The following is a 23,789-nucleotide window of genomic DNA, read 5'->3' on the forward strand; positions in this document are numbered from 1 at the left end:
AATGTCATAGCAAAGGAGGGGATTCTTTCATAACATTGCCCCTCCATTTCTATATAAATCATTTCCACAATCGATCTAACTGATCTGAATAAAAGTCAATGGCCTTTCGATAACTCAAAATAGCAGGATCGTTTGTCGTCTCAGTTAAACAGTTCAGTAATATTTCCATTGCTTTGCTATGTTCATTTAAATTATACAAAGTCATGGCATAAAACGTTTGAATGGCTTTATTATGCGGATAAGCTTCCATCGCATGGAGGAATATCTGTTTTGACTTTTCATATTCCCCTAAGGTTCTGTATGTACTTCCTAATCCTAAAAAAGCATCTTCTCTTTCTTCTGAAGACAAACCTAGCTCAAGCGCCCTCTCATAAAAAAAGACAGCTTGTTTTTCCTTCCCTAACACATCATAACTCCAAGCACATTGATAGTGAATGGAGGCATGATCTGGATACTTTTCTACAAGACGGATGAGCATGTCATTGGATTCTTGAAGTTGTCCACTTTCTCGAAGTTCAATCGCTTTCAGAAGTTTCGTTTCCATCACATCACCCCTATTTTCAAGATGGCTGGAAAGATATGTTTACGAGAACACTTTCTCATTCCGCTCAATCATCCGCGTCATGTTTTTCTCAAACTCCAGCTGTTCCTCGGTGGTCAACCCTGAAGCGGTCAGTTGCTCGCTCAGCTTTTGAAGTTCTTCTAGTAAAAGACGCATGAGAAGCGCACAGTCAATGGGTTTTCCAGTTAATTCTGATAGGGATGCCATCGTATCAGGCTGTATATCAGGGAATACCGCTTTCACCTCATGCCGTTTATCCTTTAAGGCCGCCTCATAAAAACGGCGAATCAAATCAGCTCGTTCCCGGCCGCTTCCATCTGCACACAAATAGATTTGCACAGCGACCCCTCCGCGTAATCTACGCTGAGAAATGCCGGCAAATTTCTTTCCATTGATGCTCAAATCGTAGCTACCTGGACAGTAAGAGCCGACAATTTCATAGGCTTCAATGTCCACCTCATACAGCGACAGCATCCGGCGGATCAATTCCACCATCGCATCATATCCTCGGTCAATATCAATGCCCTTCTTTTGTTCAGCAAAGATTAAAGACACATTCAGTACGCCTTCATCCAGCACCACAGCAAGACCGCCTGAATTGCGCACAATCACGCGATATCCCTCTTCCTCAAGAAGCTTTACACCATCTTGGAGAAATGGAAGTCTTGTATCCTGAATCCCAAGAACGATCGTATTGTGGTGCACCCAAGAACGCGCTGTCGCTGGCGAGAGTCCTTTCCCGACCGACGCACAAAGCGTATCATCCATCGCAAAAGATTGCTTTGGGTCTACATAGAGACCAAGGCTCGATTGATCTATGATTCGCCATGTCGGCTGCGTCAATAACTCAATAGGTTCATTTTTCATGTCCTGCATATCCTCTCGTTCATAAACTGTGTTTATTATAACATGGAGGGAGAATGAGAGAGAAAAAAGCTCTATGACAAGGAACGTCACAGAGCTTTTCAACTGGATGCTTTGGTTTTCTTGTTCTTCCTTTTCGAGATGAAATAAACAGCTGCAATCAAAACGACAGGAACCCCAACCACGAGGCCCGCAGCGATCAATGTGTTCCACGGCAAATCGATCATCTCCTTAATAGACTAAACTTCTATGCAACAGCCGTGACTTACCCAACTTAACAAGTCTTCAGCCACCAATTCCGCATGCTGAGGGTCCATCACACCAGCATCGACAATCCACACTTTTTGCTCCTCTTCTGCCTGCCGCATAAGAAATACTCGCCCGCCGCCATCGTCACCAATGGCTACATAGCCGCTTGCATAATGATGGACTTCCCATGTTTTATTGCGTTCCACTATGTCTTCAGTTCCGTATAAAAGCAGGTCGCCTCCAATGGAACATCCATTTGATTGTTTCAGTAAGACTTGATGAGCATGAGGAAACATCATATTTAGTTCAGCTTCTGCCTCTTTGATATGTATGTCACTTGCTGGTTTGTTTATGACCAGGTTGGGAATCTGAGAAAAATGAATCATTTTGAACGCCTCCTAAAAGGTTGAACTAGCGTTTATTCAGCTGATTTTGTCATAATCCTTTTATACACCCGCAGGAGCACCTTTAATAGAAAATAGAAAATGATGACATCGAGTATAAAACCTAAAAATAGAAATTCAGCACCATAATTTGAATGCAGGACTAGCCAATCAATGGGAAAACCTCGATAATCCGAACCGGCATGTGGGACATAAACCCCTCTCATAAAAGCTGTCCCAATGACGAGAAGAACACTGATGCTTAATAGCCAATTGACTGTTTTTTTGTTGATGTGTTTTTTCTGATTCATACGAATTCCTTTCTGTGTTTTTGTATCGCTTTCTAATACAAAGACTTCTACCTATCACTATATAATCAATACAACAATTCTTTTAGTAGACTTTCCGCTTTATGTAATTCATCTAAAAATGGATTTAGATAATCATTATGACTATCCAAGTAAGCCCTAACTCCGCCAATGATAAAGACTTTTTGGAGATCATCATTGGCTTGCATGATTCTTTGGGCATTCTTGTATCTTCTATATATTAATTCAAGTACACCTTGATTGATCTCTTGCGAATATTCTTTTTCTAGGATGTTGATGACCGTTTGGATTTGTTTTGTTAGTTCTTGTTTTTTGTGCATTTAATGCTCCTTAAGACTTTGGCTCATACTAATAAATATCTAACCGTTGACAATTAAAACTTATAAAATCGCCTTCATTTATATCTCCCGGTATATTGTAATCTAATTCTAATAAAAGTCCGCCTACCTTCACTTTTTCATCACGCTTATCAATTAATTGTCCTAAAAAACTATAACTGAAATTATCATCTAATTTTTCAATTCTATACTCTGACAATTCAGCTTTCACTAAGTCTGACACGTCTAAACAATAAATAGGTTCTAATAGTTCATTTTCTTCAAGGTAATTTAATGGTTGAGCAAAACACATTATTTCCAGTTCGCCATCTGTTACAATCACTTCAGCTTCTGAGGCTTCTTGTGAAATCCAGTTTATTTTTTTTATTTTCAATACGATCACCCTTTTTTACTTCTTTGTTTTTATCCCTAAACTTGGTGCTTTTTTAGAAAGTTCTTTAACCGATTTTATATGAAATGTGGTGATATTTCCTGTTTTTCTATCGAGCCCAACAAATCCGTATTTTGCACTTCCCTTTCCACCAACAATTCTCACATATCCATTCAGTTCTGGTACATATTGTCCCTTCTGAATAAGGTGATTTGCATCTTCAAGATAATTTTTAATATTGTATTTGTTTTTGCCCATTGCACCCATTATCTCTTTACTATGCTTTTCAAAATGAATAATAGCTTCATCACCTTTGAATTTAATCAGTTCACCCGTACCCTTTCTTGTCTTCTCAACCCTCTTCACCACATTCTTCCCTTGATCAATCTTAAAGACATATTTCCCACCTTTAATGATTTTCATAAATGGGATAATAGAAGCTGCGGACAGAGCTTGTTCTGTGCTACTAATATTTTTGCTGGTTTCTGGGTCTTTGCCGGTGAAGGCTCGATAACCGTCATAGATTCCGCTGTATTCTAGGATGATGTTTTCGGTTGTTGAGACAACTTCACCGTCTAATATGCGTTTCGCATTGCCTCGGCTCCGGCTTTCTGGGATTTTGTCTACTTCTTCTATTCTAACTTCGCCGTTTGCGATATACGTTCGGATGATTTGTTTATTGGCGTAAACGGTGTATCGACCGCCAATAAAATCAATATCGGATGAGTCGGTGACGACTTCATCTGCTATATCGAATTCTTTTAATTTTTTAATGCCTTTGACGTTGTATAGTTTACCATTTATGACCCTGATGTCTCTATGAATCTTGTTTTTCCCGTTCACAGCTTCCCTTTGCAATGTCGTAAGTGATGGATCGTTTGCTGTGACTTGTTGATTAATGTTTTTATGAGATTCGTCCCGAACAACCGTCTCCACATTCGCCTGTTGTTTCTCTCTCAGCTTCTTCAGCATGATCATCATCGGGTTTTCTTTCGTGTTGTCTATTTTGTCATTCAATCCACTGATGGTGCTGCTTATTTTTTCTTCTTTTCCATTTTTGAAAATAGATCCTTTTTGATAGCTCGTGATGTCGATTTTTGGACCAGTGAACATGGTGCTTAAAGTATTGATGTATTGCTTCATTGTTTGCAATGCACTTGTTGTTTCGTTCATAGCACTTGTTTGTTCTCTGTCAAAGGCATGGAGCAGTCCAATGGTTCTGGATGCCTCAAGCCACGCTTTTTGATAGCTCTGTTGAAAAGCAGACTCGTCTACATGAGGCAAGTGAACGATATGACTGACCCTGCCGATCGCCTGGCTCACATCTGAAACGATGTCAGAAATCGCTCGCTCCGCTTTTTTTACACCTGAATCAAGTTCGTGTTCGATGAATGTTTGTGAAATAAAACCGTGTTGATTTGATTCAAGGGCATGAAGTGCCTGTTTTGTTTGTTTGAGCGCAGAACTGTATTCCTCAATGACAACCTGAAAGAATTGCAAGAAAGGAATATGGCATTCTGTATAAAATGCTCGGATGGCTTGTCCTGCCTCTCCCTTTAGTGCGCCATCAAGTGAGATGATCTGTTGGATTTGTTTTTCTATGGAGCTAATCTGTTGTGATTGCTGTTTTAATGTATTCAGCGTTTGGTCAATTCCGTTTATTAGCGCAAAAGCATCAAGGGTTTTCATTACGTTCTCCTTTATTTTCTTTTACTGCTGGAAGCAAGCGCCTTGTCCGTTTCGATCATGGTGTTCACCGCTTGTTCTGTTTGTACAAGTTGTTTCTGAAGAATGTCTATATAGGATGTACTTAATTCGTTCAGCTGCTGATTGATTTTTTCTAATGTGTCTGCCGTCAGGAGCTGATTTCTTCCTTTGATGGTTGTTGGAAGTGTTGCATTCATTTGAGCGCCTGATTGTTTTGCATGCTGTAATACTCGTTTGACCTGACTGGCATCTATTTTAATTTCTCTGCTCATGTGACTACCCTCTTTTTTCTTCCAGTTGTTTCTGTTTTTCTTTCTCTATTTTTCTTTCAACCGAATGAATTTCATGTTCTAATGAATGGATCTCTGATTTTAAGTCGCTGATTTTCTCATCAATTCGATTCAATAGATTGGTCAGCTGTATACTTTTTATCTCTTGACTGGCGGATGCCATCTCGTCTCGAATGTCATCAAACGTATCTGCGAGATGGCCAAACCATGTATGTGATGTCAGATCTGGATGAGTCATTTTCTTGTTAGCATCTGCCAGAGCAGACTTTGCCTCTTTCACTTCTTTTCGGCATATGCTCAGTTCTATGATTTGTTCTTTTTTTATGGATATGTCTGCCTTTAACGAATACAAGGCTGTTGTATAACCGATGATAGCTCCAGACATCGTCAAACACCTCTATTCCTCAAATAGTCCTCCGTTATGTTACCATTTACTAGCACAAGAGGCATATGATTGAAAACGAATTCACTAAAAAATGAATCGTATGTATTGGGTTTTTATACCTAATTCACATAAAAAAGCTGAATCCTTCGATAGGATCCAGCTTTTGATGGTTATTTTAAAGTCTCACCAACTGATGCTGAGTCATGATCGTTACATGCAGCGTCTTTCTTCTCAGGTATATAATGGAGTGAAAACCCGACAAGGCTAAAAAAGGCACTTAACACCAGTGTTGGGTTTTTAAATAGGTTCGTACTTGCAATGATCATATCTCCCTTTTGCAAGAGTATTCCTAGTATTTGACCGAATACCAACAACGTTCCTGACGTTAGAAATAGGACAAGCAGCACTTTAAATAAGAATTCCATCAATACTCTCATCTGTTTCTCCTTTCTATACGGGAAGTATCTCCATTCCAATGAGCCAGCCAATGCCAACGATCGGAAGCATATAATAGAGGATCAGTGGGATAAAGGTTTTTTCTGGTCTGGCCCCTGCAAGACCAGAAGCGATAAATATGGACCCTGATGCAGGCGGGGAAGCGCCTTCAGTTGATGAAAAAGCAAGAATGGCAACTACAGCCACAACTGGGTCCACTCCAACTGAGATTAAAGCTGAAAATGAGACAAGTCCAACTGCTGTTAATGTCGCTGTTGAAGATAGAGGGCCTGCCACCAGTGTGACAAGAACACCCACAATGAGCACCATGAGCCATTTCGGAATGGCAAGTACTGATGTGATTTGCGTCAAATCATCTGCGAGCCCTAATTCTGCAAGCACTTGACTAGCAGCCACCGCAAACAGCATCAAGGCTCCGATCGTTGTAAACTTAGGAATAGCCGACTTGAAAAACTGAGACCAATCAAGTGCAGACGCCTTTTTTCTTCCAATTGTTAGACTAATTAATATCATGAGAATCGGAATCCACGTAATTAAAGAAATTTGATCCATTGCCTCCGGTCCGATGTTTGGATTACTTTTTAAGTAGTTTGCAAACGGACCAATGGTGATCATGATAGGAATCAAGGCACCGAAAAAAATAAAGATCGACTTCCACCCTTGTTTTACCGCTTCCCAGAAAGGAAGAATATCATCTGGCGGCATGGCCTGAATTTTATTCTTTTTCACCAGAAGATACACCAAAATAAATCGGTATACGACTTGATACAGTCCTCCTATTAGAAGGGCAATATATAAATCTCCCTCAGATACAAGGGCGGCAACTGGTGCAAACCCAAGCATGATAAACATGGAAGAGTTCGGAGGCAGTGCCGCTCCAAGTCCGCCATTCCCTGCTAGAATCGTGGCCGTATGGGTCCGGCTCCACCCGGATTTAATCATCCAAGAGGCCGTGATAGAGCCAGTCGCAGCTGTGTTTGCAGAATTTGAACCTGAAAGAGCGCCTAACACTGCTGAACCTAACGTACTCATATAAGCCGCTCCACCAGGAAGTTTGCCTACAACCGAATTTAGGATTCGTAAGAGTGCATGAATTAATTCCAACTTTTCGATTAAATAGGCCATGAATACAAATGCGACAGCTGCATAAAGCACCTCATATGTGGATGCAAATATTAAACCATCCCAGAAAAGTCTTAACGCATCCAATCCGCCAAATAATGTGGTTGCAATAAAGCCTAGTAGCATGGCTTCTCCCATATTCCGTTTCACCATAACATTCCATATAATGATGACAGCTATGAACACAATCAACGCAATAAAACCCATATCGTTTCTTCGCCTCCCCTTCATTAAATAAAACGCTTACAATTTATTCCCCTTGCTGCATCACGTCAATGACTTCTTCCCAGCTAGCAGGTTTTACCCCGTCAAATCGTTCAGCAAAGTGAAAGTCTGCTAATCTCTCAAGCTTCTGTTGTGCTGCCCGAGACATGCTGGCATCAATCTCTGCTTCATCTAGCATTTCAATAGAGCCAAGCAGCTCAACCGCCCGTCTTTTTGCATGCAATGCGCTCCCTGTCACAAGACGGTTCATGGTCTCTTCAAAATTTTTGCTATCGATTGTATCGCTTAGTGAAGAAATCACTTGATGTTCCACATTATATTTTTTGGAAATTTCCAAAAATTCAATCAAGAGACCGACAATCCCCTTCATATAAATGCTTCTGATTAGCTTTAGTGCCGAAGCATCTCCTGGCTGGTCACTAATTTTTGTGATATTCATGCCATAAGCATTCATTACTTTCATGAATTGGTCAACTCCACTGCCGCTTGCCGTGATCGGAACCTTGTGTTTGTTGATTGGAAGAGGCCCTAGCATGGCGGCATCTACAAATAGAGCTTCTTGCTTTTCAATTTCGTTTGCTACTTGTTTTTTGATGTCTGGTGTTGATGCCGATACATCTACATATAATTGATTCTTTTTCAAACTTCCCGATACGGATTGTGCCACTTCTAAGGTTTTATTCGCTGGCACAGCTGCAATCACAAGATCAGATTTCTCAATGACTTCGCTAATACTGCTCGTTAATTGAACGCCTGTTTGCGATGCTTTTTCTTTCAATGAGCCAGCTAATTTCTCATTTTTTAATAGGACATCATACGCATAAAATTGATTTAATCCTTCTGTTTTCAATCCCGTTGACAGCTCATATGCTGCTTCTCCATATCCGATAAAGCCTATCCTCATCACAGATTCCCCTATCCTTGAAATTTTTTCATTCTGCCTTCTAGCCATGCCGGTGCTAAGAGACTGATGTCCTGCTTTCCTTCGTCCACATACTGTTGAATCGTTTTTAATCTCTGATGTTCATACGCTTGTTTCTCTTCCGCTAGTGTCAGCAGGTGTTCCGCCTTTTCCTTTGGAACGATGACGACTCCATCATCGTCAGCAATCACTAGATCACCTGGGGCTACTTTGACACCGCCGCACGAGATGGTTTGATTCAATTCCCCAGGACCATCTTTAAAAGGTCCGTTTGGCATAAATCCCTTGCTGTAGATTGGAAAAGCCAGCTCCTCTAAAGAGAGTTTGTCGCGAACAAGCCCGTCAATCACGATTCCTTCTATTCCTACAGCCTTTGCTGAATGTGCCATCAATTCCCCTAAATAGGCATGACCCTTATGGTCTTTTCCATCAACAATCAGTACATCTCCTTCTTTAGCAGAGTAGATCGCTTGATGAAGAAATAAATTATCCCCTGGCCGTAAGCTAACAGTAAAAGCTGTGCCGACTACATTCATGCCTTTCGCAACTGGTTTGATTTGATGATCCATCGCGCCGGTGCATCCCATTACGTCTGACAGCAAGGTCGAGTTAAGCTTTTTTGCCCTAGCGATAAGATCATTTGACACGAAATGAACAGTACTCATTGTTTCCATCATCCCCTTTGAGTTATATTCATTACACTTATTTTTATTAAAGTAATATTTATTACTTTCGTGATATGATCATACCACCTCATTTTCAATTAGTAAAGCGCTTTCAAAAATAAAAAAATGAGTTCCACACGACTAATGTGTTGTGTGGTAACTCATTTTCGTTAACATATGATTGATTTGATCTAAACGTGGTTTTGTTCTTTCAGGATCATTCATCGCTAAGGCACTTAAAATGTAATCGACGATAAAGATAGCAGATACGACAGAGTTATGAGAGCCTACACTTGCTGAGGAACATGGTAATACATATTGTGCATATTTGGTTAATGGAGAGCTGTAGCTGTCTGTAATTAAAAGGACTTCCACCCCATAAGACTTCGCTGCTTCCATCAAATCTTTCATACGCTTTGCATAGCGCGGATAGCTGACAGCTATAATGAAATCACCCGAGTTGAAATGAACCAAATCATCCACCCAGTCGCTTTTGTCTGCATCAATGTATTGGCAATTCCCCAATAACCGATTGATTCCGAGTGACAGATACTCACCAACAGGTCTTCCACTTCGAACACTTGTACACAAAACGTGGCGTGCGCTGGCTATTTTCCCAACAATCTGCTGAAAGGTTTCTTCCGTGATATTGTCTAGTGCATACTGGATATTTTGAAATTGCAGTTCTACATGGTCATGCAGGAGCTTATTTTTATTTGAATGCTTGAGATTCGCTTCAAGTCTCGTTTGAGGGTCGGCTTTATGCTTCATAGCTGATTGAAGCTCTTTTTGGAATTCAGAAAAACCGGAATACCCCACAGCAGCAGAGAAGCGCATGATCGTTGCTGTACTCGTCCCGACTTTTGACGCCAATTTATCGACAGTTAAAAAAGCGACTTCCATTGGATTTTGTACGATATAATCTGCAATTCTCCTCTGCGCATCGGTTAAAAATGCGACCTTATGCTGAAGTTTATATATTAAATCCTCCATTATAGCACCTGCCTATCCTATCGGCTTTATCTACGATTCGTGTTTTCTTTTCACTCTTTATTGTACACATTTGGACAAAATAAAAAAACAGCCAGCACGAATCTATCGTACTGACTGCTCTAGTCGAGATGCTATTTTATAGTGCTTGAGCTGCTGTAATCAGCGCAAGATTGTAAACGTCTTCGGCATTACAGCCTCTTGAAAGATCGTTTACTGGCTGATTTAGACCTTGTAGGATTGGACCTACAGCTTCAAAGTTACCTAAGCGCTGGGCAATTTTGTAGCCAATGTTTCCTGCTTCAAGGCTAGGGAAAACAAATACGCTAGCATCGCCCTTGATGACGGAATCTGGTGCTTTTTTCGCTGCCACTGAAGGAACGAAAGCTGCATCGAATTGGAACTCTCCATCAAGAACAAGCTCAGGTGCTTTTTCTTTTGCAATGCGAACCGCTTCAGATACTTTGTCTGTTTCGTCTGATTTTGCTGAACCTTTTGTAGAGAAGCTAAGCATTGCTACACGTGGTTCGATGTCAAACATTTTTGCTGTGTTTGCACTTTCGATCGCAATTTCAGCAAGATCTTGGCTGTCTGGTGCAATGTTGATCGCACAATCAGCAAACACATATTGCTCTTCGCCGCGAGCCATAATGAAGACACCAGAAGTTTTCTTTACGCCTTCTTTTGTTTTAATGATTTGAAGTGCTGGGCGCACTGTGTCAGCAGTTGAGTGTGCTGCTCCGCTTACAAGGCCGTCTGCAAGACCTTTATACACAAGCATTGTACCGAAGTAGTTTTCATCCAGTAATGCTTTTCTCGCTTGCTCTTCTGTCGCTTTGCCTTTACGTCTTTCGACGAAAGCTTGTACAAGATCTTCAAAACCTTCATATGTATGAGGATCATACACGTCAACACCATCAAGTGTAAGACCTAATTCTTTTGCTTTTGCTTCTACTTCTTCTTTCTTACCTACAACAATTGGCTGCAATACTTTGCCATCTGCTAGTTTTTGAACGGCTGTTAGAATGCGTTCGTCCATTCCCTCAGGAAAAACGATCTTAACTCCTTTACCTGCAACCTTTTCCTGAACTGTTGAAAAAATATCTGCCACTTCAATACCCTCCTTGATTTTACAAAAAAAGCGTTCTCTTTTAAGCATACTCTTCTTCTACATAAATTCAAACTACCAACTTACATTATAGCGCTTACAATTTAAATTCTTATTTTTCAAACTAATTAAATCAATTTCTAGAAAAGCGTTTTCGTCGTTCAAGTTTTGATCACATCTTCATTTGGACAAACTATGTTATAGTTGGAACAGATGGAAAACTGTAAATAGGAGTGAAAGAAATGAGCGAACAACATACAACAAATGAAGCAGCTCAAACACTAGATGGCTGGTATGCGCTGCATGATTTTAGAACGATCGACTGGACGGCTTGGAAGCTGCTGACAAGCGATGAGCGTCAAGCCATCATTCATGAGTTCACAGGTCTATTAGAAAAATGGAAAACAGCCGAGCACAATCAGGCTGGAAGCCAAACAATCTATAGTATTGTCGGCCAAAAAGCAGATATTATGCTCATGATTTTACGTCCGACCATGGAAGAACTAGGTGAAATTGAACTTGAATTCAACAAGACACGACTAGCCGAGTTTACGATTCCAGCTTATTCTTACGTGTCAGTTGTTGAACTCAGCAACTACTTAGCAGGAGGCGGAGATGGCGGAGACCCTTACGAGAACCCACATGTACGTGCGCGCCTCTATCCAGAGCTTCCTTCTTCTCAATATGTCTGTTTCTATCCAATGGATAAAAGACGTTCTGGCAATGACAACTGGTACATGCTTTCAATGGATGAACGTAAATCCCTTATGAGAAGCCATGGCTTAATTGGCAGAAGCTATGCTGGGAAAGTAAAACAGATCATTACAGGTTCTGTTGGCTTTGATGATTATGAGTGGGGCGTCACTCTTTTCGCTGACGATGTGCTTCAATTTAAAAAATTGGTTTACGAAATGCGATTTGATGAAGTGAGTGCACGTTACGGCGAGTTTGGTTCCTTCTTTGTTGGAAACCGATTAGCAAACGAGCAGCTAGCGTCTTATTTCCATGTATGATAAACTCTTAAGGCTTCGGATCTCTCCGAAGCTTTTTTATGTATTTGTTTAGAAAGGTGATCATATCATGAAAAACATCATTTTCAGGATAAGTAAGAAACAAAACTAAATGAACATCATTTTATTTCTTTAGCCTACTTTCAATAAATTGAAGTGTGTCGGCTGCTATTCTATTTCTAGATAGTACAATTCCCGCATGCCCACAACTGTATATGTGCCTTTGAGGTTGATTCCAGCTATTCCACAGAGTATCAGCATCGTTTATGTCGATATACATGTCATATTTTCCTGATATTAAGAGTACATTTTCTTTGTCTACGAGAAGTTTTGCTTTACTAGGATTCATAATATTCCAAGCTTTGTCGAGTTCTTCATACGTTGTTCCATGTTCCTCCAGATCTCTTCGTATATACTTCCCAGGAAGAGTGTTCCAGATGGAATGCGCAATATTATTCGCATAAAAAGCTGATACAACAATATTCACATCTTTCTCGACTGTTGCTAATAAGTTTGTTAGCCACCCTCCTAAACTAATACCAACTATAATTATTTCTCCACCTTCATTTTCCTTGATCCATTTAATCAGCCCTCTAAGTTCAACAATAGCTTGCTGGGAGGATTGCACTGTTCGACTGATATTGGCGCTAATCATGTGTTCACCAGAATATGTTGAATTTTGTGGTTCTCTATCGAAATGATAAGGCAGCGTGTAGTAATACATGTTCCAATCATAATTTTTAACGATCTTATCGTGATAAATCTTCTTGATTCTGTCGTATGAATCCATTCGCCAACCATGTACGAAGATTACATTGGGCTTGTGCTTTGACTCTTTTCGTAAAAACACTTCCCCAGAAACCTTGTCATTCTTATCTTCACCAGATTTGATGCTTGAATGAAAAGAAAAGATTCCACTTTTTAAGTTTGCTGTATGGTTATTGATGTGAAATTCTAAATCAATTGGCTGAGCACTAAAAAAAAGATCCCTATCACATACGTCAATAGGCAAATGATTATAGTGACTTTCTTTGCTTCTTGTTCTGTGCATATCCATTAATGCTACGTAATCTATTACTTTTAAAAGCTTCAAAAGATTTAACTCCTTTAATCACAAATGATTACTATACGAATATTTTAGTATAGAGGAAAAAGGACCTGAGGGCAGGTCCTTTTTCTATTTCACCACGGTCATTTCTGGCTCTTCTATTTGTTTCACACGTTCCTGAATGGGATGGGTAAAGGAATGCTCTGATAAGACAATATGAGAGACCGTTTTTGTAAAGCCAGACACATCTTGAATAAAGGCTTCAATTTCTTCAAGAGAAGAAACAGACAGCTTAATGAAAAAACAGGACTGTCCTGCCACTCGATAAGCAAAAAAGGCGCGTGGATGCTGGTTCATAAATGTCACAAAACGCTGATACTCCCCATTTAATACGGTGACTTCCAGTAAACAGTCTATCATCAGACCCAGCTTTTTATAATTGACTTGAACAGAATACCCTTCGATAATCCCTGCATCCTCTAGTTTTCGCACTCTTTCTGCTACCGCAGGCGCCGATAAATTCACTCGTTTGGACAATTCCCTCATTGATAAGCGGGCATCTTCTCTCAATTCGTTTAAAATATGCACATCCACATCGGTGATTTTCATTCGTTACGCTCCTATCCCAAAATCGTTCCATTTGAAAAGTATTTTATGATGATACTTATGATACGAAATGTAAAATAAAACTAAATAATGGTAGAATTTATTTTAACGGAATTGAATGAAAAAGCAAGTATGGAGGGATCACTTGATGAAAGAATCTTTAGACAGCCAGGCTTCTAAAACATTTCCCATCACACTTGCCATTGCACTCACACTTGGCGTTTTTGCGGCGGGATCGGAGGAACTGGTGATTTCACCACTGCTGCCTGATTTATCAAACTCCTTTCAGCACTCTCTTGATGTTCTCGCTCTTTCCATCAGCATTTATGGGTTAGCTGTGCTGGTTGGAGCTCCGCTACTCGTTCCTTTAGGGGACCGATATTCAAGAGAGCTGTGTTTGATAATTGGGCTGTCCTTCTTTTTAATTGGAACAGTGATGTGTGCTGCTGCCCCAAATTTGGCAGTGTTTTTTGCAGGCCGTGCTATTTCTGGGCTGGCGACAGGTGTATTTGTGCCAACAGCCTATGCTCTTGTGGGCGACCGGGTTCCATACGAATACCGCGGCAAAGTGATGGGACTCATTGTATCGAGCTGGTCTCTTTCTCTTGTCCTTGGTGTGCCCATTGGCGCCTTTATCGGCCAGAGTTTAAACTGGCGCTGGACGTTTTGGATCTTCGCTATGATGAGTCTCATTGTCCTGCTGCTCGTCATCCTTGAATCAAGAAAACAAGTCAGAGCAGCTGATCCGAAGGCACCTCAAGCTAGAGAGACAACAGGCTCTTTATGGGGAGCTTTGAAAATTGATCGTGTGCCTGCCTATTTGACTGTGACGTTTTGCAATATGCTTGGATTTTACGGCATGTACTCGTTTTTAGGTGCTTATCTGCAAAGTCTGTTTGATGGCGGACAATCAACAGCTGGACTTCTTATTATGGCTTATGGCGTCGGCTTTTCTATGAGTATGTTTACTGGAAAATTAGCAGACTGGTTCGGTAAAACCCGTTCCCTTGTCTTCGTGCTGGGTGGAATTGCGCTTGTTCTAGCCTTGCTTCCTTATGCGCCATTCTCGTGGATGTTGCTGATTTTCGCCCTATTTATTTGGGGTGCAATGCAAAGCTTATCTGTCACGCTTCTAAGCACCGTTCTAAGCGACTGCTCTCAAACCCATCGCGGGAAAGTGATGGCTTTTTACAGCCTTGCCTCCAACCTTGCTGTTATGCTCGGTTCCGCACTGATGGGACCCGTTTATGTCCATTTCGGATATCATACGGTAGGTCTTGTCTGTGCATTGATCACACTTGTTGGTTTTATCATCAGCTTCGGCAGCTATAAACGAGAACGTGCCTTACAGAAAAAACAGCCAACTACACTTGAAACGTAAGCACATTTCACTGCACATCTCGATATGTGCAGTTTTTTAGATCAATTTTTAATATCATCATATATTACATTTTTTATAAAATTTGTTGACAATTGCCAATTTTAAATTTTATAATCTAGTAAAAATTTGAAAAAGATTGGATGGTAAACATGATCCTAAAGAATGATGATGTGTTTCATTTCAAAGAAGAGCCAAGCCCTTCACCCAAGATGTTTACAGTCAACACACTAGGCCCTAAGGGGACAAGCAGTGAATACGCAGCAAAACATTTCATCTCTCAATCCACCACTACACTCGGCACTCATACGAAACTATCCCTTTATGACACATTCGAAACTTGCATTGAACATACTCTCTCTCAACCACTTCAATTTACTCTCGTTCCACACGCATATGAAGGCATCAAACACTTCTACATGAGACCAGATCTACAGCTTTTACAAATTTTCAGATGTGACACGCCCATGTATGGTTTGGCTGTCAGACCTGATTTCCCATTCAATGAACAAATGCTCCACCATTTAAAAATTGTCTCACATCCTGCACCTGTCAATTTAATTCAATATTTCATTCACCAAAATGCTGAATTTGAACTTGTTAATTCTACAAGTACTGCCGCGCAGAAAGTAAGGGACGGCGAATTTGATTTTGCTTTAACGAATGAGGTGGCAAGAGCCACATATGGCCTCATCTTCATTCGAACGTTTAAAAGTATACCCATGAGCTGGTCCATATTCGGAAAAGGAGAGATGTAAGATGCAAACTGAACAAAAGACGCAAGAACGATATTTTCCTCAAGCGAAAAAATTAGAATGGGATAATGGCGTTATCCAATATTCCACTGTAAGAGGCGGTACGGAAGTGTTAATTTCATACGTCCCTCCCCACACAATCATTGAACCTCACGAACATCCCGAAGCACAAATCGGCATTGTATTAAAAGGCGAGCTTCAAATGACTGTCGGCCAATCGACTCAACTGCTCACCCCTTTAGAATCAGCCTATATCGCACCACCGTTTGTCCCTCACGGCGCTTCAAATCTGACAGATGAAGAAGTGATCGCCATTGATATTAAGAGATTAAAGGATGACGAAGAATATACAGCTCCACCCACTTATTTCTTAGACATTTTCAAAACACGGGATTTACTCCCTGGCATGGAAGTGACTTTTTTTGTGGAGGATTGGATGGAGCTGATGATTGCCAATATCCCTGGAAACGGCGGAGAAATGCCTTTTCATAAACATAGAAATGAACAAATCGGCATTTGCATCAGCGGAGGGTATGATATGACGATCGAAGGCTTTACAGAAAAGATGGAATTTGGCACCACCTATTTCTGTGACCCAAGGGAAGATCATGGGGCCATCAATCCAAAGCCAGAAGCATCAAAGTCTATTAATCTCTTCTTCCCTCCCCGCTATAATCGCTTGAAACCAAAGGCATCTAAGGTGAAGAAATGAAGCTGGACGGAAAAGTTGTCCTCATTACAGGAGGTGCGTCGGGGATTGGGCTTGCTGCCGTCAAGCTCTTCCTTGAGCATGGAGCAAAAGTAGCTGTCGCTGACATCAATGAAAGCAGCGGCAACCAACTCATTGAATCATTGCCGCATGAGCACCTTGCATTTTTTAAAACAGATATTACGAAGGAGTCTGACTGTCACCAAACCGTTCAGAGCGTGCTGAGCCGATTCGGTGCCATTGATGTCCTCATTAACAATGCAGGCATCGAAATTGTCTCACCTATTCATGAGATGGCACTGGAGGATTGGCATCGTATTCTTCAGGTCAACCTGACCGGCGTCTTTCTCATGAGTAAGCATACATTGCCGCATATGCTTGAAAAGAAGAGTGGAAGTATTATCAATACCGGATCTGTCGGAGGTCTTGTGGGCTGGCCTGACATTCCGGCATACAATGCAACAAAAGGCGGTGTCATTCAGCTCACCAAATCAATGGCCATCGACTATGCCGCTCATCAAATCAGGGTGAATTGTATTGCCCCTGGCATCATTGATACGCCACTAAATGAAAAGTCCTTTTTAGACAATCACACAGAAAGTCTCGAGATCGTCAAAAAGGAAAAAGCAAAGGTGAATCCTATGCTGCGGCTTGGAAAACCTGAAGAAATTGCTGGCGTGATGCTGTTTCTCGCCTCTGACCTATCCAGCTATATGACTGGAAGTGTCGTCACTGCAGATGGCGGTTACACCGCTAGATAAAAGGAGTGCTTTCATTGAGTAAAAAAACTGTACTTGTCATTGCTGACTTAGGAGGGTGCCCGCCCCATATGTTTTATGAAAGCGTGGCGGCATCGTATCATATCGTTTCTTATATCCCGAGACCCTTTGCGATTACAAAGGGACATGCCGAGCTAATCGAAAAATACTCCATTGCGGTCATCAAAGACCGTGATTATTTTGAGACACACCCTTCTTTTGAACACCCTGATTCTATTTACTGGGCACATGATGATTATCCGAAATCAGAAGAAGAGGTTGTGGAAGACTTCATTCAAGTGGCTTCCTTTTTCAAAGCAGATGCAATCACCACCAATAATGAATTATTCATTGCACCGATGGCAAAGGCCGCTGAACGTCTTGGGCTACGAGGTGCCGGTGTCAAGGCAGCCGAAATGGCGCGTGATAAAAGCCAAATGAGGGCTGCATTCAACGCCTCTGGCGTCAAAGCGGTGAAAACTCAGCCTGTCACGACTTTATCGAATTTCCAAAAAGCCATTGAGTCTATCGGAACACCGCTCATTTTAAAGCCTACATATTTAGCCAGTTCTATTGGCGTCACCTTGTTTCATGACAAAGCCGGAAGTGATGACTTGTTTTTACAAGTACAATCGTATTTGGAAACCATACCAGTCCCAGACGCTGTCACGTATGAAGCACCGTTTGTCGCTGAAACGTATTTAGAGGGTGCTTACGAAGATTGGTATCAAGATGAAGGTTATGCTGATTATGTCAGTGTAGAAGGGCTGGTCGTAGAGGGCGAATATCTCCCTTTTGTCATACATGATAAAACCCCTCAAATCGGTTTTACAGAAACGGCTCATATCACTCCGACGATCTTAGACAATGAAGCCAAGCAAATCATCATTGAAGCAGCAAGGAAGGCAAATGAAGGGCTAGGTCTTGAACATTGTGCAACCCATACAGAAATCAAACTCATGAAAAATCGAGAAACTGGACTGATCGAATCAGCGGCTCGATTCGCTGGCTGGAATATGATCCCGAATATTAAAAAGGTCTTTGGCGTCGATATGGCCAAGCTATTGATTGATGTATTAGTTGATGGAAAAAAGGCTGTACTGCCAAAACAACTGCTTTCTGGACATACATTTTATGTAGCGGACTGCCACTTGTATCCTCAGCATTTTAAAGAGAGTGGGCACATACCACCTGAATCCACACATATCACCATTGATCATGTGTCTATTCCGCAGGAAGCATTCGTTGGAGATACTGCGATTGTCAGTCAATCATTCCCTGCCAAAGGGACTATGGTGGATCTTGATTTATTTGAAGCTTTTAATGGAATCGTATCTCTTGAATTAAAAGGATCATCCTCACAAGATGTTGCCGCGTCCATCCGCAACATTCAGAAACAGGCAACGATTCAGTTAATGGATGAATTAGTGAAGGGATAGAAAGAGAGGCTGCTGTGGTGAAAATGTTAGCATCTAAAATGATTGAACGGCTGCCTGAACAGAAATTCGGCACCGTCTTTGAAAAAATAGCTCAAAAGACAAAAAACGGAGCAAACATCATGAATCTAGGTCAGGGGAACCCTGATCTACCAACTCCTCCCCATATCGTGAGTGCCCTACAGGAGTCAGCGGGTGTTTTGCCATTTCAACAATATGCCCCTTTTAGAGGCTTTGACTTTTTCAAACAAGCCATTGCAGATTTTTATAGATCGGAATTCGGTGCTGAGATTGATCCGCAGAAGGAAATTGCTCTTTTCACTGGCGGAAAAACGGGGCTGTATGTCATGAGTCAGTGTCTGCTTGATCCAGGAGATATCGCACTCGTTCCCGATCCAGGATACCCTGAATATCATTCAGGCATTTTGATGGCGGACGCCAAGCCATACAGTATCAAACTTGAAGAGAAAAATGGCTATTTACCAGATCTCTCCTCAATTGATCCTGACATAGTCAAAAAAGCAAAAGTACTGTTCTTGAATTATCCGAATAACCCCACGGGTGCTGTTGCAAATGAGGCATTCTTTGAAGAGGCTGCTGCCTTTGCGGCCACTCACGAGCTGTATGTTATTCATGATTTCGCCTATGGTTCATTTCATTATGAACAAACACCCGTGAGCTTCATGAATACTCCTCTCGGGAAAAGTGTAGGAGTCGAATTATATTCTCTATCAAAGACATTTAATATGGCAGGATGGAGAGTCGCTTTTGCTGTTGGAAATGAGGAGATCATCCAAGCCATCAACACCTTTCAAGACCACGTGTTTGTCAGTATGTATGGGGGATTTCAACGTGCAGCGACTGTTGCCTTGCAAAGTGATGACTATCATATTCAATCATTAAGGGCGGTATACCTTGAACGAATCAATTTCTTCATCCAGCAAGCGGCGAGAAAGCTTGGTTGGACAATCGAACGTCCACCCGGCGCCTTTTATTTATGGGCTCCGATTCCTGATGACTTTGAACATTCTCATGCCTTTGCTGACTATTTACTCGAACATGCCGATGTTGTCGTCACGCCTGGAGGAGTATTTGGAGCCAATGGAAGCCGTCATGTACGCATTTCCATGGTTGCCCCGATTGAGGAGCTTGCTCTCTTTATCGATCGCCTGTCCATCCTCCCCATTCGATTTCATCAAAAAACCCGCCAATAGCGGGTTTTTTTCAGTTTATATACTTTTCATCGTTCCACCGTCTACGGAGATTTGTTGACCTGTGATATAAGAAGCTTCCTCTGATACCATAAAAGCTGCCAATGACGCCATCTCACTCGCTGAGCCCACTCTTTGCATTGGAATACCTGATGCGACAGCTTGTACAGCCTGCTCTCGTGACAATCCCTGATTCGTCATCATATTGCCGATAAATTGTTCATACCGATCGGTTGCAATAAAACCTGGATTTAAACAATTTACCGTAATACTAGACGACGCGAGCTGTGTCGCTGCATTTTTACTGGCATTAATAATCGCTGCATTCATCATACTATTCGTAAACATTTGTTCACCAGGTTCCTTCCACAGGTTCCCGACAATTTGAATGATCCGTCCATATTCATGTCTTTTCATCAATGCTGCTGCACGCTTCATTGTATCGACGTAAGCGATGGCTTTTTGGGAGAAAGCAGCCAGCATCTGGTCAGTTTCACATGAATCAAATGTATCTGGCTTTCCTCCTGGAATGTTATTAATCAGCACATCGAGTCTGCCAAACTCCTTTTCTATTTGTTCAAAGGCTTCCGACCTCACTGCTTCAAGCGACATATCTCCACAGAATAGAGACAGCGGTTCCTTTGTTTCTGTCATATCTTGAATGTGCTGTTTCGTCTGTTCAAGTGAGGCCATATTTCTAGAGTTGATGATCACCTTCATATCGCTCTGAGCGGCAAGTTTTATTGCGATTGCCTTTCCAATGCCTGTACTTGCCCCTGTTACAAATGCAATTCTTTTAGACAAACTCTTCCACATCCCTTTTCATCAATATACATAAAATGACACATATAGAATGTATTTCAACAAAAAAAGACCTTTCTCCTGCGAAAGGCCTCTCTTCTCTATTTAAATGTCGTTTCCCAGTTAAATCCGATCGCCTCATCATTCCACGCAATTCTCTTCTCATCTGGGTTTTTTGGGTCGTACGATTCTGTTGTAAAATAAACAATCTGCAGCGGCGTCTCCCCTAATACGCGGTAGCCATGTGCAACTCCCTTTGGAATGAGGAGCAGCATCGGATTATCTTCTCCCATATAATACACATCGGTTTGACCCTTTGTCGGGGAATCTTCTCTCAAATCGTATAAAACGACCTGTGCATGACCTGCTGGGAAAAACCAAACATCGTCTTGTTTTTCATGATAATGAAAGGCTTTGATGACTCCTGGGAAACTTTTCGACCACGACGCCTGCCCAAAGCGCTTCAGCATCGGTTCGTCATCTCGAATAAGCTCTGCGAAAAAGCCGCGATCATCACAATGTTTCATGAGTTTTTTCGTTTGTACACCATCAATCATGCTGCTCGAATCTCCCTTCTTTCTGCAAGTATTCGTGAAGTGCGTCTTTCCAGTGTCTTGGCTTCCAGCCTGTCGCTTCAATCGCTTGCAGATCTAAAACAGAGTAGGCGGGCCGAGGTGTTTGGTATCCATACTCTTCAGTGGAAATGGGTTCAATTGTCGTAGACAGACCGCTTGCTGCCACAATTTCTGTCGCAAAGTCAAACCATGAACAGCTAGCTCGGTTACTGACATGATAAATACCTGCTTTCTGGTCAAACAAGTGAATCAAAGCTTCTGCGGCATCCTTTGTATAAGTAGGAGACCCTAACTGATCATTGACGATGCGCAAATGATCCTTCGTTTCAGCCAGTCGAAGAATGGTATTCACAAAATTATGTCCCTCATGTCCATAGAGCCACGATGTCCGAATGATCTTCACTTCATCTGACACAAGATGAATCAATTCTTCTCCAAGTTTTTTACTCTTTCCATAAATGGTTTGCGGATCTGCTTGTGCATCAACTTGGTAAGGGGTATCCGCTTGCCCATCAAATACATAATCTGTGCTGACATGTAACACATCTGCCCCTACGTTCTTAGCCTCCAGCGCTGTATAGTAGGCGCCAATCCCATTCACAAGATAGGCTTTTTCCGTTTCTGTTTCGCATTGATCCACAGACGTATAAGCAGCCGCACTGACAACAATATCCGGACGGAAATGTCTCATTGCATGTCTGACTGCCTGTTGATCTGCGATATTCAGCATACTCCTTGTTAAAGCAATGACGGTGATGTCTTTTTCTTTCAGCTGTTTCGTCAATTCTTTCCCTAATTGGCCGCCTGCACCGGTGATTAAAACTTTCATCGGTCACCCTTCTTCACTTTGATCATATTTGGCACGATACCAATCGATCGTTTTTTCGATACCTTTTTCAAATGAAGTTGCCTGCACCCAGCCGAGCTCTTCTTTTAGCTTACTGGCATCAATGGCATACCGCCTGTCATGCCCTTTCCGGTCTTGAATAAACGCGATTTGGTCATGAGAGATGCCTAGATGTGTGAGAATGGTTTTGGTTAAATCAAGATTTGTTTTCTCGTTGCCTCCGCCAATATTGTACACCTGACCGACTGTTCCGTTTTCTACTACTTGTTTTACGGCTCTCGCATGATCCTCTACATAGAGCCAATCGCGGATCTGCTGGCCGTCTCCGTAAATCGGAATCTTTTCACCATTGACCGCTTTTCTAATAATGGTTGGGATTAATTTTTCTTCATGCTGATAAGGTCCGTAGTTGTTGCTACATCTTGTGATCATTGCGGGTAATTGGTGGGTGTGGATATAAGATTTCACAAGCAGGTCTGAACTTGCCTTGCTTGCTGAATAAGGATTATTCGGTGAGAGTGGTGTTTGTTCTGTGAAAGCAGGATCATCCGGCTCCAAATCTCCATATACTTCATCTGTAGAAATATGAATGAGTTTATTCGCCTTTCCCTTTAAGACAGCTTCGAGCATACGATAGGTACCAAGGACATTTGTTTGGATAAAGGGTTCTGCTGACTCAATACTGCGATCGACATGTGATTCTGCTGCGAAATGAATGATGGCATCATAGGCTTCATCAAATACTTGATCTAGTTCGTCTTGCAGCGTGATATCTCCTTGGACAAAACGGAAATGAGGCAGCTTTGATAAATATTCCATCTCCTCTGGATGACTGGCATATGTTAATTTATCAAATACGGTCAGCCGGACATCGGATTCTTGAAGCAGCAGCTTCACAAAATTCAGTCCAATAAACCCTGCTCCACCTGTAATTAAATAAGACTTCGTCATTCGTATCCCTCTTTTTCCTTCATCGTTTCAAACATTTTTGTTGATGCTTCGTGGAGAGATTCATGTGTTCCTGCATCAATCCACCACCCTTTTAACATATCATAGGTCAGCTGGCTATTTGAGATGTAGAGATTGTTCACATCAGTAATCTCTAGTTCACCTCGATCTGACGGCGAGATTTCCTCGATATATTGAAAGACGTCTTGATCATAAAAATAGATGCCCGTGACGCAGTAAGATGACGTCGGATGCTCTGGCTTTTCTTCTATTGATAAAATTCGATGATGAGCAGGATCAATTTCTGCAATGCCAAACCGTTTTGGATCTGCCACCTCTTTCAATAGAACCTTGGCTCCGCTTTCTTGCTGCCGAAAGACGTCAACAAAAGGGCGTAATGAATCTTCAAATACATTATCACCAAGCATCAGCACAAATTTTTCCCCTTGAGCAAAGGGCTTTGCATAGGATAAACCATCGGAAATACCAGACGCTTCTGGCTGTACTTGATACACAATGTTCATCCCAAGTTCACGATCATCTTCCAATAACTTTTGAAACAACGGAATTTGTTCTTCCTGTGAAATCAGCATCACATCTACAATTCCTGCTTCTTTCAGTTTGAATAATGACCAATAAATCATCGGATATGGACCAACCGGCAGCAAATGTTTGTTGAAAATCTTCGTTAATGGTGCCAGCCGTGATCCCTTTCCTCCTGCTAAAATAACTCCCTTCACAT

Annotated in this window: 29 protein-coding genes; 7 read left to right on the forward strand and 22 right to left on the reverse strand. The window is 41.6% G+C overall.

Annotated elements, in window-relative coordinates:
- Nucleotides 1-58: 58 nt before the first annotated feature.
- The 15 genes from MHI41_RS17480 to pta form a co-directional block, all read right to left on the reverse strand.
- A complete protein-coding gene (locus MHI41_RS17480; RefSeq protein WP_050826706.1) occupies nucleotides 59-544 on the reverse strand; it encodes a tetratricopeptide repeat protein in 486 nt (161 codons plus the stop codon).
- A gap of 39 nt (nucleotides 545-583) precedes the next feature.
- Complete coding sequence (locus tag MHI41_RS17485; RefSeq protein ID WP_216099204.1) at nucleotides 584-1,429, reverse strand: lipoate--protein ligase family protein; 846 nt, start codon at nucleotides 1,427-1,429, stop codon at nucleotides 584-586.
- Between the two features lie 236 nt (nucleotides 1,430-1,665).
- Nucleotides 1,666-2,061 (reverse strand): SMI1/KNR4 family protein, encoded by a 396-nt coding sequence (locus MHI41_RS17490; RefSeq protein WP_242731203.1) that lies wholly within the window; start codon nucleotides 2,059-2,061, stop codon nucleotides 1,666-1,668.
- 32 nt (nucleotides 2,062-2,093) lie between these two features.
- Nucleotides 2,094-2,369, reverse strand: coding sequence for a hypothetical protein (locus tag MHI41_RS17495; protein ID WP_242731205.1), 276 nt, complete (start codon nucleotides 2,367-2,369; stop codon nucleotides 2,094-2,096).
- A 65-nt stretch (nucleotides 2,370-2,434) separates the two neighbouring features.
- Nucleotides 2,435-2,707, reverse strand: coding sequence for a hypothetical protein (locus MHI41_RS17500; protein ID WP_017368246.1), 273 nt, complete (start codon nucleotides 2,705-2,707; stop codon nucleotides 2,435-2,437).
- 28 nt (nucleotides 2,708-2,735) lie between these two features.
- Nucleotides 2,736-3,098 (reverse strand): hypothetical protein, encoded by a 363-nt coding sequence (locus MHI41_RS17505; RefSeq protein WP_017360093.1) that lies wholly within the window; start codon nucleotides 3,096-3,098, stop codon nucleotides 2,736-2,738.
- A 15-nt stretch (nucleotides 3,099-3,113) separates the two neighbouring features.
- Nucleotides 3,114-4,784, reverse strand: coding sequence for a T7SS effector LXG polymorphic toxin (locus MHI41_RS17510; protein ID WP_342494357.1), 1,671 nt, complete (start codon nucleotides 4,782-4,784; stop codon nucleotides 3,114-3,116).
- An 11-nt stretch (nucleotides 4,785-4,795) separates the two neighbouring features.
- A complete protein-coding gene (locus MHI41_RS17515; RefSeq protein WP_008343583.1) occupies nucleotides 4,796-5,074 on the reverse strand; it encodes a YwqI/YxiC family protein in 279 nt (92 codons plus the stop codon).
- A gap of 4 nt (nucleotides 5,075-5,078) precedes the next feature.
- Complete coding sequence (locus tag MHI41_RS17520) at nucleotides 5,079-5,477, reverse strand: DUF5082 family protein (protein ID WP_342494358.1); 399 nt, start codon at nucleotides 5,475-5,477, stop codon at nucleotides 5,079-5,081.
- A gap of 170 nt (nucleotides 5,478-5,647) precedes the next feature.
- On the reverse strand, nucleotides 5,648-5,914 hold the full coding sequence (locus tag MHI41_RS17525) for a hypothetical protein (protein ID WP_327878511.1): 267 nt from the start codon (nucleotides 5,912-5,914) through the stop codon (nucleotides 5,648-5,650).
- A 13-nt stretch (nucleotides 5,915-5,927) separates the two neighbouring features.
- Nucleotides 5,928-7,262, reverse strand: a complete 1,335-nt coding sequence (locus MHI41_RS17530; protein ID WP_050826709.1) for a TRAP transporter large permease subunit — start codon at nucleotides 7,260-7,262, stop codon at nucleotides 5,928-5,930.
- 43 nt (nucleotides 7,263-7,305) lie between these two features.
- On the reverse strand, nucleotides 7,306-8,184 hold the full coding sequence (locus MHI41_RS17535) for a prephenate dehydrogenase/arogenate dehydrogenase family protein (RefSeq protein WP_282833307.1): 879 nt from the start codon (nucleotides 8,182-8,184) through the stop codon (nucleotides 7,306-7,308).
- An 11-nt stretch (nucleotides 8,185-8,195) separates the two neighbouring features.
- Entirely contained in the window at nucleotides 8,196-8,867 is a 672-nt protein-coding gene (locus tag MHI41_RS17540; RefSeq protein ID WP_079919313.1) for an RraA family protein, read from the reverse strand.
- A 141-nt stretch (nucleotides 8,868-9,008) separates the two neighbouring features.
- Nucleotides 9,009-9,860: a MurR/RpiR family transcriptional regulator gene (locus MHI41_RS17545; RefSeq protein ID WP_048001138.1), complete on the reverse strand. Its 852-nt coding sequence runs from the start codon at nucleotides 9,858-9,860 to the stop codon at nucleotides 9,009-9,011.
- Nucleotides 9,861-9,996: 136 nt separating this feature from the next.
- The gene (pta, locus tag MHI41_RS17550) at nucleotides 9,997-10,968 is read right to left on the reverse strand and encodes a phosphate acetyltransferase (protein WP_008343597.1); all 972 of its coding nucleotides are present in this window, start codon (nucleotides 10,966-10,968) and stop codon (nucleotides 9,997-9,999) included.
- A gap of 239 nt (nucleotides 10,969-11,207) precedes the next feature.
- On the opposite strand from pta, the gene hemQ reads away from it, so the two are divergent.
- On the forward strand, nucleotides 11,208-11,978 hold the full coding sequence (gene hemQ, locus MHI41_RS17555) for a hydrogen peroxide-dependent heme synthase (protein ID WP_046526757.1): 771 nt from the start codon (nucleotides 11,208-11,210) through the stop codon (nucleotides 11,976-11,978).
- Nucleotides 11,979-12,099: 121 nt separating this feature from the next.
- Here the strand turns inward: hemQ and MHI41_RS17560 are convergent, their stop codons facing one another.
- Nucleotides 12,100-13,068 (reverse strand): alpha/beta hydrolase family protein, encoded by a 969-nt coding sequence (locus tag MHI41_RS17560; RefSeq protein ID WP_342494359.1) that lies wholly within the window; start codon nucleotides 13,066-13,068, stop codon nucleotides 12,100-12,102.
- Nucleotides 13,069-13,152: 84 nt separating this feature from the next.
- On the reverse strand, nucleotides 13,153-13,632 hold the full coding sequence (locus tag MHI41_RS17565; protein ID WP_008343601.1) for an Lrp/AsnC family transcriptional regulator: 480 nt from the start codon (nucleotides 13,630-13,632) through the stop codon (nucleotides 13,153-13,155).
- 145 nt (nucleotides 13,633-13,777) lie between these two features.
- On the opposite strand from MHI41_RS17565, the gene MHI41_RS17570 reads away from it, so the two are divergent.
- The 6 genes from MHI41_RS17570 to MHI41_RS17595 all read left to right on the forward strand — a co-directional run bounded on the left by MHI41_RS17570 (nucleotide 13,778) and on the right by MHI41_RS17595 (nucleotide 19,879).
- Nucleotides 13,778-15,010 carry an MFS transporter gene (locus MHI41_RS17570; protein WP_039963017.1) on the forward strand — a complete coding sequence of 411 codons (1,233 nt, stop codon included), beginning with the start codon at nucleotides 13,778-13,780 and terminating at the stop codon, nucleotides 15,008-15,010.
- Between the two features lie 149 nt (nucleotides 15,011-15,159).
- The gene (locus tag MHI41_RS17575; RefSeq protein WP_047945786.1) at nucleotides 15,160-15,765 is read left to right on the forward strand and encodes a bacilysin biosynthesis protein BacA; all 606 of its coding nucleotides are present in this window, start codon (nucleotides 15,160-15,162) and stop codon (nucleotides 15,763-15,765) included.
- 1 nt (nucleotide 15,766) lies between these two features.
- The gene (locus tag MHI41_RS17580; protein WP_008343606.1) at nucleotides 15,767-16,474 is read left to right on the forward strand and encodes a cupin domain-containing protein; all 708 of its coding nucleotides are present in this window, start codon (nucleotides 15,767-15,769) and stop codon (nucleotides 16,472-16,474) included.
- A complete protein-coding gene (locus MHI41_RS17585) occupies nucleotides 16,471-17,232 on the forward strand; it encodes an SDR family NAD(P)-dependent oxidoreductase (RefSeq protein WP_008343608.1) in 762 nt (253 codons plus the stop codon). Before MHI41_RS17580 ends, MHI41_RS17585 begins: the two co-directional genes overlap by 4 nt.
- A gap of 14 nt (nucleotides 17,233-17,246) precedes the next feature.
- Nucleotides 17,247-18,668, forward strand: coding sequence for an ATP-grasp domain-containing protein (locus MHI41_RS17590; RefSeq protein WP_342494360.1), 1,422 nt, complete (start codon nucleotides 17,247-17,249; stop codon nucleotides 18,666-18,668).
- A gap of 17 nt (nucleotides 18,669-18,685) precedes the next feature.
- On the forward strand, nucleotides 18,686-19,879 hold the full coding sequence (locus MHI41_RS17595; protein ID WP_281215484.1) for an aminotransferase class I/II-fold pyridoxal phosphate-dependent enzyme: 1,194 nt from the start codon (nucleotides 18,686-18,688) through the stop codon (nucleotides 19,877-19,879).
- 15 nt (nucleotides 19,880-19,894) lie between these two features.
- Here the strand turns inward: MHI41_RS17595 and MHI41_RS17600 are convergent, their stop codons facing one another.
- The 5 genes from MHI41_RS17600 to MHI41_RS17620 form a co-directional block, all read right to left on the reverse strand.
- Nucleotides 19,895-20,692 carry an SDR family oxidoreductase gene (locus MHI41_RS17600; RefSeq protein ID WP_342494361.1) on the reverse strand — a complete coding sequence of 266 codons (798 nt, stop codon included), beginning with the start codon at nucleotides 20,690-20,692 and terminating at the stop codon, nucleotides 19,895-19,897.
- Between the two features lie 86 nt (nucleotides 20,693-20,778).
- Nucleotides 20,779-21,234 (reverse strand): dTDP-4-dehydrorhamnose 3,5-epimerase family protein, encoded by a 456-nt coding sequence (locus tag MHI41_RS17605; protein WP_008343612.1) that lies wholly within the window; start codon nucleotides 21,232-21,234, stop codon nucleotides 20,779-20,781.
- The gene (gene rfbD, locus MHI41_RS17610) at nucleotides 21,227-22,081 is read right to left on the reverse strand and encodes a dTDP-4-dehydrorhamnose reductase (protein ID WP_213407066.1); all 855 of its coding nucleotides are present in this window, start codon (nucleotides 22,079-22,081) and stop codon (nucleotides 21,227-21,229) included. The genes MHI41_RS17605 and rfbD overlap by 8 nt, the downstream gene beginning before the upstream one ends.
- 3 nt (nucleotides 22,082-22,084) lie before the next feature.
- Nucleotides 22,085-23,050, reverse strand: a complete 966-nt coding sequence (gene rfbB, locus MHI41_RS17615) for a dTDP-glucose 4,6-dehydratase (RefSeq protein WP_224558806.1) — start codon at nucleotides 23,048-23,050, stop codon at nucleotides 22,085-22,087.
- Complete coding sequence (locus tag MHI41_RS17620; RefSeq protein ID WP_058213476.1) at nucleotides 23,047-23,787, reverse strand: sugar phosphate nucleotidyltransferase; 741 nt, start codon at nucleotides 23,785-23,787, stop codon at nucleotides 23,047-23,049. Before MHI41_RS17620 ends, rfbB begins: the two co-directional genes overlap by 4 nt.
- Nucleotides 23,788-23,789: the final 2 nt, after the last annotated feature.

It is taken from the genome of Bacillus sp. FSL M7-0307 (assembly GCF_038627835.1).
GTDB lineage: Bacteria > Bacillota > Bacilli > Bacillales > Bacillaceae > Bacillus > Bacillus altitudinis.

Coding starts and splice junctions, on each gene's coding strand:
- MHI41_RS17480 (WP_050826706.1), bottom strand. CDS start 544: ATGGAAACGAAACTTCTGAAAGCGATTGAACTTCGAGAAAGTGGACAA.
- MHI41_RS17485 (WP_216099204.1), bottom strand. CDS start 1,429: ATGAAAAATGAACCTATTGAGTTATTGACGCAGCCGACATGGCGAATC.
- MHI41_RS17490 (WP_242731203.1), bottom strand. CDS start 2,061: ATGATTCATTTTTCTCAGATTCCCAACCTGGTCATAAACAAACCAGCA.
- MHI41_RS17495 (WP_242731205.1), bottom strand. CDS start 2,369: ATGAATCAGAAAAAACACATCAACAAAAAAACAGTCAATTGGCTATTA.
- MHI41_RS17500 (WP_017368246.1), bottom strand. CDS start 2,707: ATGCACAAAAAACAAGAACTAACAAAACAAATCCAAACGGTCATCAAC.
- MHI41_RS17510 (WP_342494357.1), bottom strand. CDS start 4,784: ATGAAAACCCTTGATGCTTTTGCGCTAATAAACGGAATTGACCAAACG.
- MHI41_RS17515 (WP_008343583.1), bottom strand. CDS start 5,074: ATGAGCAGAGAAATTAAAATAGATGCCAGTCAGGTCAAACGAGTATTA.
- MHI41_RS17520 (WP_342494358.1), bottom strand. CDS start 5,477: ATGTCTGGAGCTATCATCGGTTATACAACAGCCTTGTATTCGTTAAAG.
- MHI41_RS17525 (WP_327878511.1), bottom strand. CDS start 5,914: ATGAGAGTATTGATGGAATTCTTATTTAAAGTGCTGCTTGTCCTATTT.
- MHI41_RS17530 (WP_050826709.1), bottom strand. CDS start 7,262: ATGGGTTTTATTGCGTTGATTGTGTTCATAGCTGTCATCATTATATGG.
- MHI41_RS17535 (WP_282833307.1), bottom strand. CDS start 8,184: ATGAGGATAGGCTTTATCGGATATGGAGAAGCAGCATATGAGCTGTCA.
- MHI41_RS17540 (WP_079919313.1), bottom strand. CDS start 8,867: ATGAGTACTGTTCATTTCGTGTCAAATGATCTTATCGCTAGGGCAAAA.
- MHI41_RS17545 (WP_048001138.1), bottom strand. CDS start 9,860: ATGGAGGATTTAATATATAAACTTCAGCATAAGGTCGCATTTTTAACC.
- hemQ (WP_046526757.1), top strand. CDS start 11,208: ATGAGCGAACAACATACAACAAATGAAGCAGCTCAAACACTAGATGGC.
- MHI41_RS17565 (WP_008343601.1), bottom strand. CDS start 13,632: ATGAAAATCACCGATGTGGATGTGCATATTTTAAACGAATTGAGAGAA.
- MHI41_RS17570 (WP_039963017.1), top strand. CDS start 13,778: ATGAAAGAATCTTTAGACAGCCAGGCTTCTAAAACATTTCCCATCACA.
- MHI41_RS17575 (WP_047945786.1), top strand. CDS start 15,160: ATGATCCTAAAGAATGATGATGTGTTTCATTTCAAAGAAGAGCCAAGC.
- MHI41_RS17580 (WP_008343606.1), top strand. CDS start 15,767: ATGCAAACTGAACAAAAGACGCAAGAACGATATTTTCCTCAAGCGAAA.
- MHI41_RS17585 (WP_008343608.1), top strand. CDS start 16,471: ATGAAGCTGGACGGAAAAGTTGTCCTCATTACAGGAGGTGCGTCGGGG.
- MHI41_RS17600 (WP_342494361.1), bottom strand. CDS start 20,692: ATGTGGAAGAGTTTGTCTAAAAGAATTGCATTTGTAACAGGGGCAAGT.
- MHI41_RS17605 (WP_008343612.1), bottom strand. CDS start 21,234: ATGATTGATGGTGTACAAACGAAAAAACTCATGAAACATTGTGATGAT.
- rfbD (WP_213407066.1), bottom strand. CDS start 22,081: ATGAAAGTTTTAATCACCGGTGCAGGCGGCCAATTAGGGAAAGAATTG.
- rfbB (WP_224558806.1), bottom strand. CDS start 23,050: ATGACGAAGTCTTATTTAATTACAGGTGGAGCAGGGTTTATTGGACTG.